We start from the raw sequence: 17,396 nt of genomic DNA, 5'->3' as shown, positions 1-17,396 counted from the left end.
TGTTTGAATGATTTATTATTAAATATTAAGGTTCAAGAATTTATAAATAATAATTTAAATTCTGATACGCTTGAAATATTATTAAAAAAACCATTATTTAGCAGCATAAAGAACAAGGAAATTGTTGAACAAATTGATGCAAAAAAACGTTGCAAAACCAAATTACCTACTTGGTTTAGAATACCAAAAGCTTACTATCCGAACAAACTAAACATCGAGCAAACGTCTTCTGAAGTTACAGCAAATTACAAATCGCAATTAATTCATGGTGAATCTTTAATTGACCTTACTGGTGGTTTTGGCGTAGATTCATATTACTTTTCAAAACAGTTTGATAATGTTACATATTGTGAAATTGACCAAGAACTTTCTGAAATTGCTGCTTATAATTTTAAACAGCTTAATGTTTCAAATATCGTAACAAAGAATATTGATGGTATTGAATATCTAAAACAAAATAACACTAAATACGATTGGATATATTTAGACCCGTCTAGGCGACATCAAAGTAAAGGTAAAGTCTATTTCCTAAAAGATTGTTTACCCAATGTACCTGAACAGTTGGAAACTTTATTTCCATTTTCAAAAAATATTTTAATAAAGACGTCTCCATTACTAGATATATCGGTTGGAATAAGTGAATTAAAACATGTTAAATCTATACATATCGTTGCAGTAAATAATGAAGTTAAAGAGTTACTTTGGGTTTTAGAAAAAGATTATGAAGATGAAATCTCTATAAGCACTATAAATATTAATAAAGGTAATAACGAAGTGTTTTCATTTAAATTAAATGATGAAGCTATTTCAAATGTTCATTACGGCGTGCCACTTACCTACTTGTATGAGCCTAATGCAGCAATTCTAAAATCAGGCGCATTTAAGTCTTTGTCCCATAAATTGACTCTATTTAAAATTCATCAACATTCACATATCTATACATTAAACCAACTCATTGATTTTCCTGGCAAAAAATTTATAATTGACAAAGTCATTCCTTATAAAAAACAATATTTAAAGAAAGAATTGATTAGTAAAGCCAATATTGTTACTCGAAACTTCCCAGAAACAGTTGAACAGATTAGAAAAAAACTAAATATAAAAGAAGGTGGAAATTTGTTTTTGTTTTTTACAACTGACATTAATGATACTTACATTGTAATAATATGTCAGAAAGTTTAAGAATTTGATCATTGTAAGCTTACACTATTTCTATCGACTTATTTTCCACATAAGAAACTCTAAAAATGAAGTTTAAATATTCCTTCTTTCTCTTAACTCTTTTAATATTAGCATGTTCAACAAATAATGATGATGATTCTCAAGTTAATCAGAATGAAGAAACAGATATAATGGAAGAAGTAGATTTATATGAAGGTAGTTTTGTGTCTGCAGCTCATCCTACCTCTGGCAAAGCCATAGTGAATGAGGAACATACAATACTAGCTTTTACTAACTTCAAAACAGATTCTGGTCCTATACTTGAGGTTTATTTGGCAACAGATACCAATGCTTCAGATTATATCTCTTTAGGAGAATTGCAGGGTATTGAAGGCGACTTCGATTATAGCCTACCTGAAGGGGTTAATTTTGAAACACACAAATTCGTTCTTATCTGGTGCGTTGATTTTTCGGTAAACTTTGGACATGCAATTTTAGAATAAAAAAAGCCTAAACATTTCTGTCAACGCTGTTGTGTATTCACAACGGGGTTTGAATCTGTTACCGTCTGCACAGAAAGTAATAGTTCTATCCAGATAACTTAGATAATCCATCATTTCTTTTTACATCTTTCAAGGATCATTTTCTTCCTTTCTCTCCAATGATAAATATCATTGTTAATTACTTGAGGATCATTTAACTTAAAATAATTATTTATAAAAAGATAATGAATAATTTTAAATAAAAGTATCATGAAAAATTTTATATCGGCATTCGGTTTGATTTTTTTATTATTAGGATGTGCTTCAACTACTCAATATGCTCAGCATTCTGACAGTAATAAAAATGGCAATAACTATAATAATGAAACCATGGCCCAGATTTACGTTCTCAGACCAAGTTCGTTCGGGTCGGCAATAACATTTAAAATTTATGAAGGTGAGAAGTTTATTGGAGAATTAGGACCCAAAAGTTATTTGTCATGGCAAGTGGATCCTGCAATTGGAGAAATAAAAGTAATTAGTAAATCGGAGAATTATTCTATGCTTTTAGTAACTCCGGAAGTGGGAAAAACGTATTTCATCAAACAAAAAGTCAAAATGGGATGGATTATGGCTCGAACAGACCTGGAGTGGCTTACTGAAAAAGAGGCTCTTGATATGTTGAAAAAACTTAAAGCACCTAAAACCCCTAACTTTATACAATAAGTATAATTTAAGTTAAGCTTCAATACTATTTGCCTATTGTCATTTTAGAGAAAGTTTGTTCAAATAGTGTACAAGCATTAACCTGATTAATTAAAATGTTTTAAAAATGAATTCTCTATGTAAAGATTTTTATTTTAGATAAGCAAAACTAACAATATACGAAATTATTTTATATTTTTTCATGATAATTGTCAAATGTAAACTCTAATTATTTGATTAAATTTTATGTGCTTTAAGCACAAGCAGTGCCATAACATTGGTATAAAGCAGCTATAAATTGAGGTACTAAATAACTCTTAACCAACAATTACCCTTTCTCCATTTTTTGGTACTATTTTATATTACAATTTTAAATTATAAATTAAAAAAAATGAATCGTTTAAATTTATTATGCATTTCCCTTATCTCCATATTTATCCTTTTTTCTTGTTCAACAGAGCAAATTGATGGTAATGTAATTAATAATGAAGCATTTTTGAGAACGGCTACTCCAAAAGCTGTTACCGTGCCATTCAAAGCTAATTTCTATACGTTGAGAGATTATTCTTTTGCCATGGATTGTTCTGCTTATGCTTCTGAAAACCCAAATGAAGATTTTGGTGCTCCAGGCAATTACCAGGTTGGAGATGGAAATGGTACCCATTTAGGTAAATTTACTACAACCATATCGTTTTGTGGTGGTCCTGATTTTCAATATAAAGCAGGAGAAGGTGTATTTGTAGCTGCCAATGGGGATGAGTTATACTTCAATATTCCTCCAGCTGGAGTAATAGGTCAAATATATCAAGTATTTGATGACCCATTCTATGAACTTTGGTTTGGAGATGCATTTGAGTTTACAGGTGGAACAGGTCGTTTTGCTGGAGCCACTGGAGGTGGAGTCACAGACAGTTGGGTAAATTTGATCGATGGTGGCTGGGATAACTTCCCTGCTGGATTTTTACCTGAACATCAAACAGATCATATATTTACAGGTACTTTAACATTTTATCCTGGGAGCAAATCTAATTAAAAAATCTGTTTAGATTAATTTGTTTAATATAAGGAGTTACTTGAAGTAACTCCTTATTACATCTCAACCCAAAAGAATAGTTTTTAATTTTTATTTTAATATAGGGCATAGTCTTGATAAGTATGCTCCTAAAATTGAATAATTAAATACTTGGTCTAATCGAAAACATTACCTCTTAATTCAGCGTTTGTGTTACAAAAGTGTTACAATAATAAAAAAAGCACTTACGAAAAATACGTAAATGCTTAATTGATAATGTGATCGCGACAGGATTCGAACCTGTGACCGTCTGCTTAGAAGGCAGATGCTCTATCCAGCTGAGCTATCTGTTTTGCTGGGTTTTTCAGCTCCAGAGAACAATTGTACTCACTATGTGCACACATTAACCTGATTAAAATATAAATTATTTAGATTTTTTTATCTTTATTACTCAATTCAAGATATTATTCTTTTTATCCCGTGGAAATTATAGTTTTTTGGATTGTTTGTGTTTAACCTTGAAACTATAATTTCTTGTGAAAAAGTTGCCTTTTATATTATTATTCATTTCTCAAATAATTTGTGGTCAAGAAAATAATGGCAAAGTCGAAAGCTCCCTAACTTCTAAAGTTAAGATCGACTCAATTTTAAAAATGAATAGGGGGTCGGTTATCATGTCATCGGTTGGGCATGCGGAAAAGTTCGGCAATTTGGTGATACAGGATTCTGATGGTCGAATGAAAACTGTAAATTCCTTTTCTTCAGACCTACTAATAAAACTTTCCAATTACGATCATTACGAAGAATTTAATTCCAATCAAGTCTTTTTGTCCATGATGGAAAGTCCACGATTTTGGGATCATGTCCCAATAATTTATTTGAATCCAAAAACAGCTGATACTATTAGAAAGCTTATTGGTGTTGATCTGAAAGAAAGTCATGTAGCCTTTGCTAATTTTTTTGCGGCAGATGGAAAATATAAGCTGGCTCCTTATCTTGTAGAAGCATTCAGGGAGGAAACACCCACAGAAATTCAGAAGGAGATTATTGAGGCAAATCGGCGAATGGAGTTATTATGGCATGCTCTTGCTGGACGCATGCTTAAATTGTTTCCAGTTTCAGAGAGTGAGCTTCAAGTATGGATAAGCCCAAAGGAATATGTGGAAAGGCGTTTGGAATTTAAGGACGCAATGTATGGTAAGCTTGTTAAAAACGGTTTTAAGTCCTACATAAATAATCTTAGATATTATTCCAAAAAAAATGGTGATTATTCTCAAGCAAATCAATTACTTGATAGTATCAAAAAAGCGCAAAAGACATATTGCCCAGAGTTTGGTCCATGGAAAGTGTATTTTGAAAACGGGCAGTTAAAAGAAGAAGAAATGTATTATTGGCCAAATCAATATGAAGAGTATCAAGCACTGCGTGTTGATAAAAAAGAATGGTATGAGAATGGACAGTTAAAAGCTGAAGCAACATGGGAAGATGGCAAAATGGAAGGATTAAAGAAATCGTGGTATGAAAATGGACAGTTATGGATAGAAAAAACGTACAAGGAAGGTAAAGAGGATGGTGTTTTGAAGCTTTGGCATGATAATGGGCATCTACAGGATGAAGGAACATATAGAGATGGCAAGGAAGAGGGTGTTTGGAAAAACTATGATGAAGAAGGAAAACTAATTAAAGAAACCACCTATGAAGATGGAAAGATAGTTTCTGAAAAGAATTACTAAAACCCTCACTTCTTCAAAAAAATCGTTCAATCTTGAGGCTATTTTACATAATGGCGTTATGATCTACAGCTTGTCTGTATCATAACAGCACATTATGTAAACATAGCTTTGGCATTAGTTTAGACAAACTTGACGGGAGTACACCTCTTTTGCTTAAACCATGTGGGCGTTGTTATAAGAAGTACCTTTATTTGTTTCAAATAGATTAAAATTAACATTTTACATTCTCCAGAGAATCAACAAAGCTATATTAATACAATGTTTAGATTTTTTAACTGCTGTAAAAAGTAACAAAATATGTGTATTTAGAGTACGCCTCTTTTTTCTACAATAAATTTAATTATAGCTTTTAACATTAAAAATTAAAGTTTAATGGTATTATAAACTCTATAATTTTATATTCTTATCTGGAGCATCCGAGCTAATTATAGAGCTCATGGATGCGATCATTATTTATTATTTAATCAAAAAAATAGCCTTCTATCAAAAACTAGAAGAAACTATACTAAAATTTGCAATAATTTTTCATAATTGACTTAATTTTTGAGTTAAGGCTTTCAACAAAAACACCATTTTATTGCGAATAATGCAATGCTTTTTTTTGAATTGTTAAAAAACACGTCAAAATAAGCCAAATAGTAACTTGTTTTTAGCCATATCATAGCAATAAAATTTTCATTGAAATATTCATAAAAGTGTTGTTACCCCTTGTATTTGTTGAGCTTGAGAGGTAACTTTAAGCTTGCTGATTAATAGTATCTGCTAACATCTCCTCAATTTAATAACACTTAAAAATTTAGTAAAAATGAAAAGAAAAAAAACAAATGTACCAATTGGTAATTTTAGATGTTTAAAACCATCTGCACACGTACCAGAGAACAGTATTTTACCGATTTCTAAAAAAATAAGACTAAACGATATTATAAAATGGAAAGACAACTATGTGCGTATTGATTTTATGATAGACAGACACCCTTTTGAACTATGGAATATGATTTACAAACCAAAACAAGGACATAATAAAGTAAGTCTTGAATCTAGAGCATATCAAACTTTAAAAATCAAGATAAGTAAAATTAAACCTGAGTTGCTTGAAGAAGTTAAAAGAAAGCGTAAAATGCACAAAATCAAGAAAAAAATTAAAAACTTTAACTAAGTTATTAGCACTTATTAAAATGAAATAACCTTGAAGTGCATATCATCTATTTTATTTGTATCAAATGAATCTAGGTAAATTGCTGTTGTTTTATTGCCATAAGAGTGGCCAAGTGCCTCAGCAATAAGCTCATTAGAATATCCTAGTTGTTTAGCAACATTAGCGAATGAATAACGGGAAGAATATGTGGTTATGATAACCGAGGTTTTAATCTCTCCAGAGAAGCGTTTCAAATACTTATTAGTCGTTTTTATCCATTGCTTTATGATTCGTTTAGCATCTAGGCTATCTTCAACAATACTATTATTTAATACGGGCAACAAATAATCTTGATCCATTTCATGCAAATTGTTTATAATAGATTTTGCATTGCCAAATAGTTTAACACTATAATGCTTATGTGTTTTTCTACGAATGTATTCTACTCTACCATTTATGATATTAGAGCGTTTTAAATAGGCCATATCAGTAAATGAAATTCCTCTTAAATAGAAGCTTAGCATGAAGTAATTTAAGGCCTTCCATGAGGCTGAATCTTCTTCTAAAGGTAAACTTATCAATCGCTCTAAATTCTCTTTTGTAATAGCCTTATTTGCTGTTTTCTGGGACTTGATACTAATGTCGTAGAATGGATGACTAGAACGATCAACAAGCTTGTATTTTATAGCCTTATTGTAAATTGCTCGTATAGTCCTTAAATAGTTTGATATGCTGTTTTGTTTAAGGCCTTTTAGTTGTAAGTGATGTATGAATTTATCTAGAAGTTTATAATCTATTTCATTAAGCATAATATCCTTGCCACAAAACTCTAATAATCTATTGGTAGCAGTTCTGTAAACAATAGCATTACCTGTTTTATTGGTAGCCATTAATTCATCTATTAATTTTTGTGCATGCTTTTTAAACGATTTTGATGTATTTGGTGCAATTCCTTTAAAGTTATTTCGCAGTTTTTCAATTGTAAAATCATCATCTAATGTGAGCATAGCTTTTTCAATTTTAAAGTAATCTTTTAAAAGCTTTAAGTTTAATAGCTTAGAATTAGGATGCTGTTTTGTAATCTTAGAATGTTCGTAATCCCAATAGCGGTCTAGGATCGCAATGCCTGAGTTAATAGTATAGACTTTGCTGTGGTGTCTAATTTTAAAAATGATGTTGTAAGCTCCATTAACTTTTGGTCTACGTGTGTCTAGAGTGGTTTTTACCGTTGCCATAATTAGAAGTATTATGGTCAAAGTGTGCGTCGTATTGTGCACGTTTTGCGTGATAAAATAGCAAAATAATCTGCTTCTCTGGAAAATTACCAAATGGTATAAACAAAAATAACCTGCTGATAATCAACAGGTTATTATGTGATCGCGACAGGATTCGAACCTGTGACCGTCTGCTTAGAAGGCAGATGCTCTATCCAGCTGAGCTACGCGACCATTCAAGGATTACTCCTGAATATATTATATGAAAAATACAAAAATCTTTAAAAATTAAATCGTATTTATCTTTGCGGTGGCAAATATACAATTACTATTAAAAAACATTATCCTAAATTGCGTTTTTTTTCTAACAATATTAATTTCATTTTACTTGAATTTTTCGGTAATATAGCTACAAGCAAACTCTACCTACATTAATAAAATGCTTTTATATTGACTTCATTTTTTCTGTAAAGCTTTCAATTAATTTGAATTGATTTTTAGCTCGATTCAAATTGTGTTCGGGGTATCCCGTTTTATAGTATACATCGCCAAGTAAATAATCTGTTAAAAACCGTAAAGCCATAATGAATATTGTTGTTTTAACTCCTAATGGCAAATGATTAATTTCAGTTTCTGATAATGAATTGCCCAATGTCTCTAAAAAACCATTCTTATATGCATAATAATAATTAAAATTAAAGCTCACTTTATCAAGATTAGTTTCATCTTCTGTAGCGTTATTACAAATTGTCCTAATAGCATCTCCAAAATCAAAAAGCACAATACCTGGCATTACAGTATCTGTATCTATTACACACAAACCTTTATTCTCATTATCAAATAAAGCGTTCGATATTTTTGTGTCATTATGAGTTACCCTTAATTTAAATAAACCCATATTCGTCATATTCTCAAGAATATGCATTTCATTTTTAAGTTCGTTAACAATATTAATATAAGGGAATGATTTTTCAAGTCTTACTTTATTAGAATTCGATATTGCCTCATCAAATATTGAATATCTGTAAGACATTTTATGGAAATTTGGGATGGCTTCTACTAAATCAGATACATTAAAATCGTCTGTATGCTTGAGAAAATCTCCAAATAACTTACCAGCTTCATAGGCTATGTCTTCATTCTCAACAATTTCAAAAGTTTTGCTGTCTTCTATAAAAATAGTCATATTCCAAAAACAACCATAATCATCTTTAAAATATGTACTGCCGTCTTTCGTATAGACAAATGTTAATACTCTTCTTTTTAATTCATCCTTGTTTAAGTGATTTAGTTTTTTTTGTATATGGTGACTAATCTTTATTTTATTCTTAATCATACCAGGTACATCTTTAAAAACTTTGTCATTAATTCTCTGCAAAATAAAATTTGGTTTTACTCTTGATTTTATAAAGTAAGTATCATTTATGTGCCCTGAAGCCAATTCATAAAAGGAATCAAATTGACCTTGATGATTAAATTTGTCAAATACATTTTTTAGCTTTTCTTCTATAATACTACCAAAGTTCACCAGGATAGATGTTTTGTTCTATTAATTCACCAATAGCTTTTTGAACTATTTCTTTGTCATCTTTATAAGTGACTCCAAACCACTTGGCATCTGAACTCAAAACCTGTACAGTTCCTAATCCTGAATTCAAAATCTCTTTTATAATTTCTGGAAGATAAAATTCAGCCTTTATATTTCCTTCATTTAATTCGAGAACCTGATTAAACAATTCTTCAACAAATTCAAAACATTTTGGAGTAAAACCAAAAAAATTCATTGATACGATTGTGTCTTCATGAATTGGATAAAAGTTGCCGTATTCATCTTTATAAATTATTTCATTGTTTGTCTTTTTTATATGTGTTAGCTCACGGATATCTGTCAAATATCCATTGCCATTTACTTGACATATTCCTCTTGAAACAAATCCGTAATCCGATACTGTATTCTTTAATAAATACGTAACCATACTAAAATCATATGAATTTTTATCTTTATTGCGTAAGTTTTTTGCCATCACTTCAAATGCTTCTCTACCATAAAAATCATCTGCATTAATAATTGCAAAATTTTCTTGGATCTCGTTTTTTGCCATTAAAAGCGCATGACCGGTGCCCCAAGGTTTTGATCTTTCAGGGTTGACGTATTTTTTTGGTACGTATTCAAGTTCCTGATATACATATTCAACTTCTGCTTTACCCTCAAGTTTTTTATTGAAAATTTCTTTAAACTCTTTATCAAGACTTTTTCGGATAACAAATACAAACTTTCCAAAACCTGCACGTAAAGCATCAAATAGCGAAAAATCAATAATTGTGTATCCTCGTGGTGTGAAGGAATCCAATTGTTTTAGTCCTCCATATCGACTACCCATTCCTGCAGCCATAATAATGAGCGAAAGCTTTTCTTCTTTCATATATAGAGTAATAATATGATCTTAAATTATTCTATCAAATATTTTGGAAAATCTGAAGTACTCTGACAAGAAAGCTGTTCCATGACTTGTTTTAATTGGGTCTTTAGCAAAGAAATAGTATGATCTCCTCCTTTTTGTCCTAAAGCAGATACACCATACATAAAACTTCTTCCTAAAAATGCAAAATCCACGCCATTTGCCAATACTCTAGCAATATCTGCACCTCCTCTAATTCCGCTATCCATCATAATGGGCAATGTGTTTTTATAGAGCGGCACAATAGATTTTGCAGCATCTATAGTTGCTTCGCCCATATCTATTTGTCGACCACCATGATTAGAAACAATAATACCATCAATTCCTAAACGATGAGCAGATTCGACATCATGAATAGATTCTGCTCCCTTAAGAACTATTTTGCCTTTCCAAAGATCTCTTAAGCGTTTTATTTTGTCTTCATTCAATCTTCCTTCAAAAGTAACATCCATAAATTTGCCTAATTGTTTCATATCCAAATTTTTTGGCATATATGGTTTTAAACTTTCAAAATTAGGTTGTCCATTAATTAAAGTTTTAATGGCCCATTCTGGTCTTGATAAAATATTCAATATATTTTTTAAGGTCATTCTTGGTGGCATTGAAAGGCCGTTCTTAATATCTTTGGGCCTAAATCCGAAAGTTGGTACATCTGCTAAAATAACTAAAACTTTATATGAAGCATTTTCTGCACGTTTTAAAAGGTCTCTTGTAACATCTTCTTCAGCAGGATGATAAAGTTGAAACCAAGCCTGTCCTTCGGTAATTTCAGAAATGACCTCGATGCTTGCTGTAGTTACTGTACTTAAAATAAATGGAATATTATGTTCAAAAGCTGCTTTAGCTAATATCTCGGGTGATTTAGGCCACATTAATCCTTGTAACCCAATTGGTGCTATTCCAAACGGAGCATCGTATGTATGACCAAATAATTTGGTCTTTAAGCTAGATTTTTTATGACTTATTAAATAGTTTGGTTTTAGTTCTATATCTCGAATTCGATCTGTGTTTTTTTTAAGATTGACATTTTCATTACAGCCACCATCTAAATACTCAAAAGCAAATTTTGGAATTCTCTTTTTTGCTTTTTTTCTTAAATCATCAATAGATGGGTATTTAGTATTAAAATTCATCTGAATAGATTTTATCTCTGGCTTTAATCTTTAAATGTATGTTTAGCATAATTTAACCCAAGTACATCATAATGTTTACGCATTGTCTTTAGGCGTTGACTAAAATCATCCCAATCTTTATTTTCCTTAGAAGCCCATACCACTTCAGACAATGCTGTCATTCTTGGTAAAATCATGTATTCCGCATAATCGGTTGTTTTTATATATTCTGTCCATAAATTTGCTTGAGCACCTAAAACGTATTTTTGCTCCTCGGAAGTTAATTCCTCCGGTATAGGTTCATAAGCATATACATCCTTGACTGAAATGTTTCCGCCAATTGCTAATGGCTCATTAGCTTTTTCTTCATCAGTTTTAACTTGATAATGATCAAAGTAACATGAATGGTTAGGCGTCATTATCACATCATGCTTTTGTTTTGCTGCTTCAATCCCACCTTGGGTTCCTCGCCAAGACATAACGGTAGCATTTGGCGCCAAACCTCCTTCTAAAATTTCGTCCCAGCCAATAATTTTTTTGCCTTTGGAATTTAAATATTTTTCAATGCGTGTTATAAAATAGCTCTGTAACTCGTGTTCGTCATGCAAACCTTCTACTTTAATTCTTTTTTGACAGTCTGAACATCTTTCCCAATTAGCTTTTGGGCACTCATCTCCACCTATATGGATATATTCTGAAGGAAATAATGGAATAACTTCATCTAAAACATCTTGCAAAAAGATAAAGGTTTCATCTTTACCTGCGCAATAAACATCGTTAAAAACTCCCCAAGTTTCCTGAACTATTTTTGGTGTTCCTGATCCTTGAATTTCTTTTCCTTTGTCAGACCCCATTTCGATATTTGTTCTTTTCGAAGTTGATAGAATAAGCGTTGGTTCCTCTGGGAAACAACTTAAACTAGGATAAGCGGCAATAGCTGCACTACTATGCCCAGGCAACTCTATTTCTGGAATTACAGCGACATGTTTTGAAGTCGCATAAGCAACAATCTCTTTAATGTCTTCTTGGGTATAAAAGCCACCGTATTTTTTCTGATCATTACCCGTACCTGGATGCTTCCCAATAATAGTACCGTACCTCCACGCACCAATTTCGGTTAGCTTGGGGTATTTTTTAATTTCAATTCTCCAACCTTGATCTTCGGTTAAATGCCAATGAAATGTATTCATTTTATGCATTGCAATTAAATCTATATATTTCTTAACAAAATCTATAGGAAAGAAATGGCGCGCTACATCTAAATGCATACCTCTGTATTTAAACCTTGGACTATCGATTATTACTACTGCAGGAATTGTTAATTCGGCAGATTCAATATTTAATGGTATTAATTGCCTTAATGTTTGAATGCCATAAAAAACGCCTTTAGTGGTTTTACCAGATATTTCTATGTTGTTGAACACTACATTTAAAGTGTACCCTTCTTCATTTTCAATAGTATTATCTAATTTAAGTGTGATGTTTCCTGAACCTTCTGATGAAAAATTAATGGTTGTGCCCGTTGCAGCACTTAAAATGCTTGCTAAAAACTCACCCTCGTTTTTTAAAATCTCATTACCTACAATTTTAGTATTTTCGTCTACTAAAAACTTACCCGGATGCATTTCTAATTTTAATGGCTTTGGTATAACTTGATAGTCGTTTGCTGTATTTGTAATGTCTTTGTATTTGTTAGTACAAGAAAAGCTTATTAAACAAATAAGTGTTATAATTGAAATTCTCATTGTATAGATTTGTTATTTATAATTCATAAATTTTATCCATTAATAACCATTTTTCACCGGGCTGTGCAACCGGTAATGCTTGTTGATACCTCCACATAAGGTTTTCCCATTCTTGAACCTTTGGATTTGATTTATCATTTTTTGATTTTTTCTCAAAAGAAAAGGAATCGTTAACTTCCAAAATCATAAACAATCGGTTAGATACACAGTATATTTCAAGATGTTCTATTCCTGAATTTTTTATGCTTGAAACTATTTCTGTCCAAACGTTTTTATGATGATCTTTATATTCTTGTATTAAACCTTTTTCATCAATTAAATCTAAAGCCAAACAATATCGTTTAAATTTTTTCATTTTTAATCTTATGATTTACCTTTTGAATTTAAGTTTCAAACCTTCTTTTCACACTTAAACCATACCAAGCAATATAAAAGAAACATAGCAATGGCAAAATGAATGAGAAATTTACTTCAGAAACACCAATAATTTGAGTATCTGCAACACCATTACCTCCCAAATCTATAATTATACCTTGTAATTTTGGCATTAAAGCTCCTCCAACAATAGCCATGACTAATCCGGCTGAACCTACTTTAGATTGTTCCTCTGTTAAGTCTCTCAAAGCAATTCCATAAATGGTTGGAAACATAAGTGACATAAAAAACGAAATGCCAACCAAACAATATAACCCCAAAACGCCTTGAATTAAAATAGTCCCTAATGAAAGTAACAAAGAACATACTGCAAAGTACATGAGTAATTTACCTGAACTTACAAACCGAAGTAAATAGGTGCCTATTGCTCTTCCAACAATAAATAAAATAAAAGCAATTAATTGATATGTTCCAGCTGTGACACTATCTATGGCAAGTGCTTCGGCATACTGGTAAATATAGGTCCAACACATAATTTGTGCTCCCACATAAAAAATTTGTGCTAGTACTCCGAGCACATATTTTTTGTTTTTTCCAAGAGTGATAAATGTGTCTTTTATTTTTGGCATACCTCCTTCGTCTTTGGATTGCGGCATTTTACTCACTAGAAATAATACAAAAACACCAATAAGTAATAAACCCAATATCACGTAGGGATTACGAATAACCATTAAATCCGAAGTTTTAATTGCAATTTTAGAGGCTTCGTCTAAAACAGAGAAATCTACAACATCATCAGATTGTAAATTCTTTAAAACAAAATGTTGAGCTACAAGCAATCCACCAATTAATCCAACCGGATTAAAGGCTTGTGCTAAATTTAAACGTTGGGTAGCTGTTTCCTTTGCTCCCATGGCCAATATATAAGGATTGGCAGCAGTTTCTAAAAAGGCTAACCCAAAAGTTAAAATATATAGTCCTATACAGAAAAACATAAAATTTTCTGTTTGTGCTGCTGGATAAAAAAGTAAGGCACCCGTAGCATATAATGCTAATCCAATTAAAATACCTACCTTATATGAATACTTCCGCATAAACATTGCTGCTGGTAATGCCATGCAAAAATAACCTCCATAAAACGCCATTTGAACCCAAGCTGCTTGAGAGTTAGACAACTCCAACACTTTTTTAAAGGCTTGTACCATTGGATCTGTAACAGCATTAGCAAATCCCCATAATGCAAACAAAGATGTAACTAAAATAAAGGGTAAAAGTAACTTCTTCGATACAACAACAGGTTTTGAATTATTCATATTTTAAAGTGTTAGATTTAAAAATTACTGAACGATATTAATGTTTAAAACTTTTTTCGTCAAACAACTTACAATGCTCTATCAAGGTGCGTATAACCTCCATCAACAAAAATTAATTGCCCTGTTGTATGACTTGATTTATCAGATAATAAAAAAGCAACTGTATTGGCAATTTCTTCTGGGGTCGTCATTCTGTTTTCTAATGGTATCTTATCTGTAATGGCTTTTAATTTTTTATCTGGATTATCAAAAGTATTCAACCAATTTTCGTATAAAGGTGTATAACACTCTGCTACGATTACAGCATTTACTCTTATTCCAAAAGATAATAATTCTACAGCCCATTCCCTTGTTAGTGCATTTCTACCTCCATTGGCTGCAGCATATCCAGAAGTTCCTCCTTGACCTGTTACAGAAGTTTTAGAACTTATGTTCACAATGCTCCCTTTACTTTTCTTCAATTCAGGTAATGCATGATGTGCTATAAGATAATAATGGACTAAATTGCGTTTTAATGATTCAATAAAATCTTCGTAGTTTCCATTTTCAAGACTAACTCCATCATTTACACCTGCATTGTTAACTAAACCATCTATGCGTCCAAACTTATCAATTACACACTTTACAGCTTTTCTACATTGTTCAGGATCAGTTAATTCTGTAATAACATAACTAGCATGTTTTCCTTCAGAAGTTATTTTGTTTACAACACTTTCCACACTTGCTTTATTCCTACTTATTATAACTGGTATAGCGCCTTCCTGCAATAGGGATTGGGTAATGCCCAACCCTATTCCTTTAGATCCACCAGTAACTATTATAACCTTGTCTTTTAAATTTAAGTTCATTTTAATTTAAAATTTAATTATTGAGTCAGAACTCCAAACTCTGCAACAACTGCATTTGCTTCATTATTCATTATACTATTTGCAACCAATTTTACAAATTGGCCGTTAACAGAACTATTAAATTTAATCATTTGTTTAATTGGATTATTGATAATATTAGAAAATTCATCAGTTTTTATTAGTCTCCATTTAACTTTATCTGAACTTATAAAAAAAGAATAATCTGTAATAACTCCCTTTACAAACCGTCCTTGATCAGGAGTGTAAGTAAATCCAGTTATCAATTCTTGTTTTCCTAAATCGACGATCAATTCTGGACTTCCTGTTGTACTCATAATATTACAATTCGTATTAGAGTCATTATCGATTGCTTTTATGGATTCTTTCATATTTTGGTCATTAAGAACAGTCCAAAGTCCTTTGCTAATATCAAATCTCTTTTCTATTATTTCGCTTAAGCGATTCGTTTTATAATCGTATGTAATAGCTTTAATGGTGGTAGGCGTCTTTACAAAAAAGTTTTCCTTGAATACTGAAGATTCTATATTTGGATCAATCCCGTTTGTTGAATAAAATATAGTGGATTCTTCTTCAGTATTACTGATACTTACTAAACCTTCTTTATTTCTTACAATAACAGGTGGTTCTACAATTATTGGTGCATTGTAAATTTCTATATTCGATATTGCAATGCACGCCTTCGATTCTAAAACATGAAACCTTAATTTAGAAGCAACAATAGGTTTAAATTTTAATATTCTCTTATAGCCAATAGTACTTTGGGTGTCGATTGTTTTCCATTGACCATTTATCTCGACCTCAATAGAAAATTTTTTAATTCGTTGGCCTAAAGGAATATACTCTTGAACCAAAAAGCGGTTAAATTCTCTTGGTTCTGGAAACTCTATTGTAACATTTGCATCTGTAACATTGTCATTAGTCGCCCAATAGGTATTTTCATCTTCATCAACAAGGTTAGAAGCGTCATAAATTGTGCTGTTTCCTCTTACTTGGCTTGCTACTATTGAGACATTCTTGGTAAGATTGTTTGCAAAATCCTTATCCAATTGCTGTTTTAAAGCCATTACTTGTTCAATATCTTTTTCATGTATTAATCCTCTATGGTCAACAGGCAAGTTTAGCAACAATGAAGCATTTCTACCGACAGATTCATAATAAATTTTCACCAAATGAGATAAAGATTTGACTTTATTATCTTCTGCTGGATGATAATACCAACCTGGTCTAATAGACACATCGCATTCGGCAGGTACCCAATGTGTACCATTTTCATGACCCGAACGAAGTTCAGTATATTTATCATAACCTGGAAAAACTTCATCTTTTCTAATTAAACTCCAATTGGTCTCATTTGCCCAACCCTCTTCATTACCAACCCATCGAACACCAGGACCACCATCACCAAAAATAACAGCATTAGGTTGTAATTCTTCTACAATTTCTGCAACTTTATCCCATTGATAGTATGTTTTATTATCAATTTTTCGAGTTTCATTGGTTCCACCATAATATCCAGTACCACCATTGGCTCCATCAAACCAAACTTCAAAAATGTCACCATAATTGGTTAATAGTTCGCGTAATTGATTCTGAAAATATTCAATATATTCTGGTTTTCCATAATCTGCATGATTTCTATCCCATGGTGATAAATACACTCCCATTTTTAATCCATATTCCTTGCACGCTTCAGAAAGATCTTTGAGAACATCACCTTTTCCATTTTTCCAAGGTGAGTTTTTAACGGAATGCTCGGTATATTTTGAAGGCCATAAACAAAAGCCATCATGGTGTTTTGCTGTAATAATAACACCTTTCATGCCAGCATCTTTAATAGTTTTTGCCCATTGACTAGCATCCAAGTTAGTAGGGTTGAATTGTCTTGGACTTTCATTGCCAAAACCCCATTCCATATTGGTGAAAGTATTCATATTAAAATGGATGAACGCATAATGTTCCATTTTGTGCCATTCTAATTGATTTTTGGAAGGTAATGGGCCAAAGGGCTTTGGAGGCTGGATGTTGTTGCAAGAACACAATAACCAAACTACCATTAATCCTAAAATATTATTCATATACCT

Annotated in this window: 15 protein-coding genes and 2 tRNA genes; 6 read left to right on the top strand and 11 right to left on the bottom strand. The window is 31.6% G+C overall.

Annotated elements, in window-relative coordinates:
• Window positions 1–3: 3 nt before the first annotated feature.
• The 4 genes from AAFP94_RS12600 to AAFP94_RS12585 all read left to right on the top strand — a co-directional run bounded on the left by AAFP94_RS12600 (window position 4) and on the right by AAFP94_RS12585 (window position 3,381).
• On the top strand, window positions 4–1,182 hold the full coding sequence (locus AAFP94_RS12600) for a THUMP-like domain-containing protein (protein WP_316663094.1): 1,179 nt from the start codon (window positions 4–6) through the stop codon (window positions 1,180–1,182).
• Window positions 1,183–1,247: 65 nt separating this feature from the next.
• On the top strand, window positions 1,248–1,664 hold the full coding sequence (locus AAFP94_RS12595; protein ID WP_316663093.1) for a DM13 domain-containing protein: 417 nt from the start codon (window positions 1,248–1,250) through the stop codon (window positions 1,662–1,664).
• Between the two features lie 249 nt (window positions 1,665–1,913).
• Window positions 1,914–2,369, top strand: a complete 456-nt coding sequence (locus AAFP94_RS12590) for a hypothetical protein (protein WP_316663092.1) — start codon at window positions 1,914–1,916, stop codon at window positions 2,367–2,369.
• Window positions 2,370–2,739: 370 nt separating this feature from the next.
• Window positions 2,740–3,381, top strand: coding sequence for a hypothetical protein (locus tag AAFP94_RS12585; protein ID WP_316663091.1), 642 nt, complete (start codon window positions 2,740–2,742; stop codon window positions 3,379–3,381).
• A gap of 258 nt (window positions 3,382–3,639) precedes the next feature.
• Here the strand turns inward: AAFP94_RS12585 and AAFP94_RS12580 are convergent.
• Window positions 3,640–3,708: transfer RNA gene (locus tag AAFP94_RS12580), tRNA-Arg, on the bottom strand.
• Between the two features lie 305 nt (window positions 3,709–4,013).
• Here AAFP94_RS12580 and AAFP94_RS12575 point away from each other — a divergent pair.
• Window positions 4,014–5,093 (top strand): toxin-antitoxin system YwqK family antitoxin, encoded by a 1,080-nt coding sequence (locus tag AAFP94_RS12575; protein ID WP_316663090.1) that lies wholly within the window; start codon window positions 4,014–4,016, stop codon window positions 5,091–5,093.
• Between the two features lie 805 nt (window positions 5,094–5,898).
• Window positions 5,899–6,249, top strand: a complete 351-nt coding sequence (locus tag AAFP94_RS12570; RefSeq protein ID WP_316663089.1) for a hypothetical protein — start codon at window positions 5,899–5,901, stop codon at window positions 6,247–6,249.
• Window positions 6,250–6,263: 14 nt separating this feature from the next.
• Here the strand turns inward: AAFP94_RS12570 and AAFP94_RS12565 are convergent, their stop codons facing one another.
• The 10 genes from AAFP94_RS12565 to AAFP94_RS12520 form a co-directional block, all read right to left on the bottom strand.
• Entirely contained in the window at window positions 6,264–7,463 is a 1,200-nt protein-coding gene (locus AAFP94_RS12565) for a tyrosine-type recombinase/integrase (RefSeq protein ID WP_316663088.1), read from the bottom strand.
• Window positions 7,464–7,602: 139 nt separating this feature from the next.
• A tRNA-Arg gene (locus tag AAFP94_RS12560) sits at window positions 7,603–7,676 on the bottom strand.
• Between the two features lie 211 nt (window positions 7,677–7,887).
• Window positions 7,888–8,970 (bottom strand): phosphotransferase, encoded by a 1,083-nt coding sequence (locus AAFP94_RS12555; protein ID WP_316663087.1) that lies wholly within the window; start codon window positions 8,968–8,970, stop codon window positions 7,888–7,890.
• Complete coding sequence (locus AAFP94_RS12550; protein ID WP_316663086.1) at window positions 8,957–9,865, bottom strand: nucleotidyltransferase family protein; 909 nt, start codon at window positions 9,863–9,865, stop codon at window positions 8,957–8,959. The genes AAFP94_RS12555 and AAFP94_RS12550 overlap by 14 nt, the downstream gene beginning before the upstream one ends.
• 26 nt (window positions 9,866–9,891) lie before the next feature.
• Entirely contained in the window at window positions 9,892–11,040 is a 1,149-nt protein-coding gene (locus AAFP94_RS12545) for an alpha-hydroxy acid oxidase (protein WP_409628798.1), read from the bottom strand.
• A 17-nt stretch (window positions 11,041–11,057) separates the two neighbouring features.
• Complete coding sequence (locus AAFP94_RS12540) at window positions 11,058–12,758, bottom strand: beta-N-acetylhexosaminidase (RefSeq protein WP_316663084.1); 1,701 nt, start codon at window positions 12,756–12,758, stop codon at window positions 11,058–11,060.
• A gap of 16 nt (window positions 12,759–12,774) precedes the next feature.
• Window positions 12,775–13,113, bottom strand: coding sequence for an L-rhamnose mutarotase (locus tag AAFP94_RS12535; protein WP_316663083.1), 339 nt, complete (start codon window positions 13,111–13,113; stop codon window positions 12,775–12,777).
• A 28-nt stretch (window positions 13,114–13,141) separates the two neighbouring features.
• Window positions 13,142–14,446 (bottom strand): L-fucose:H+ symporter permease, encoded by a 1,305-nt coding sequence (fucP, locus tag AAFP94_RS12530; protein ID WP_316663082.1) that lies wholly within the window; start codon window positions 14,444–14,446, stop codon window positions 13,142–13,144.
• 68 nt (window positions 14,447–14,514) lie between these two features.
• Window positions 14,515–15,294, bottom strand: a complete 780-nt coding sequence (locus AAFP94_RS12525) for an L-fucose dehydrogenase (protein ID WP_316663081.1) — start codon at window positions 15,292–15,294, stop codon at window positions 14,515–14,517.
• Between the two features lie 17 nt (window positions 15,295–15,311).
• On the bottom strand, window positions 15,312–17,390 hold the full coding sequence (locus AAFP94_RS12520) for an alpha-L-fucosidase (RefSeq protein WP_316663080.1): 2,079 nt from the start codon (window positions 17,388–17,390) through the stop codon (window positions 15,312–15,314).
• Window positions 17,391–17,396 lie beyond the last annotated feature (6 nt).

Source organism: Gilvirhabdus luticola (genome assembly GCF_040117515.1).
In the GTDB taxonomy this organism is placed as follows: Bacteria; Bacteroidota; Bacteroidia; order Flavobacteriales; family Flavobacteriaceae; genus Gilvirhabdus; species Gilvirhabdus luticola.
Note: the sequence above shows the minus strand (reverse complement) of the source record. Positions and strands in the feature narration are given on the sequence as shown.

Bases quoted from the DNA above. Each gene is read 5' to 3' on its own strand.
- AAFP94_RS12595 (WP_316663093.1), top strand. From the start codon at position 1,248: ATGAAGTTTAAATATTCCTTCTTTCTCTTAACTCTTTTAATATTAGCA.
- AAFP94_RS12590 (WP_316663092.1), top strand. From the start codon at position 1,914: ATGAAAAATTTTATATCGGCATTCGGTTTGATTTTTTTATTATTAGGA.
- AAFP94_RS12585 (WP_316663091.1), top strand. From the start codon at position 2,740: ATGAATCGTTTAAATTTATTATGCATTTCCCTTATCTCCATATTTATC.
- AAFP94_RS12575 (WP_316663090.1), top strand. From the start codon at position 4,014: ATGAATAGGGGGTCGGTTATCATGTCATCGGTTGGGCATGCGGAAAAG.
- AAFP94_RS12570 (WP_316663089.1), top strand. From the start codon at position 5,899: ATGAAAAGAAAAAAAACAAATGTACCAATTGGTAATTTTAGATGTTTA.
- AAFP94_RS12565 (WP_316663088.1), bottom strand. From the start codon at position 7,463: ATGGCAACGGTAAAAACCACTCTAGACACACGTAGACCAAAAGTTAAT.
- AAFP94_RS12550 (WP_316663086.1), bottom strand. From the start codon at position 9,865: ATGAAAGAAGAAAAGCTTTCGCTCATTATTATGGCTGCAGGAATGGGT.
- AAFP94_RS12540 (WP_316663084.1), bottom strand. From the start codon at position 12,758: ATGAGAATTTCAATTATAACACTTATTTGTTTAATAAGCTTTTCTTGT.
- AAFP94_RS12535 (WP_316663083.1), bottom strand. From the start codon at position 13,113: ATGAAAAAATTTAAACGATATTGTTTGGCTTTAGATTTAATTGATGAA.
- fucP (WP_316663082.1), bottom strand. From the start codon at position 14,446: ATGAATAATTCAAAACCTGTTGTTGTATCGAAGAAGTTACTTTTACCC.
- AAFP94_RS12525 (WP_316663081.1), bottom strand. From the start codon at position 15,294: ATGAACTTAAATTTAAAAGACAAGGTTATAATAGTTACTGGTGGATCT.
- AAFP94_RS12520 (WP_316663080.1), bottom strand. From the start codon at position 17,390: ATGAATAATATTTTAGGATTAATGGTAGTTTGGTTATTGTGTTCTTGC.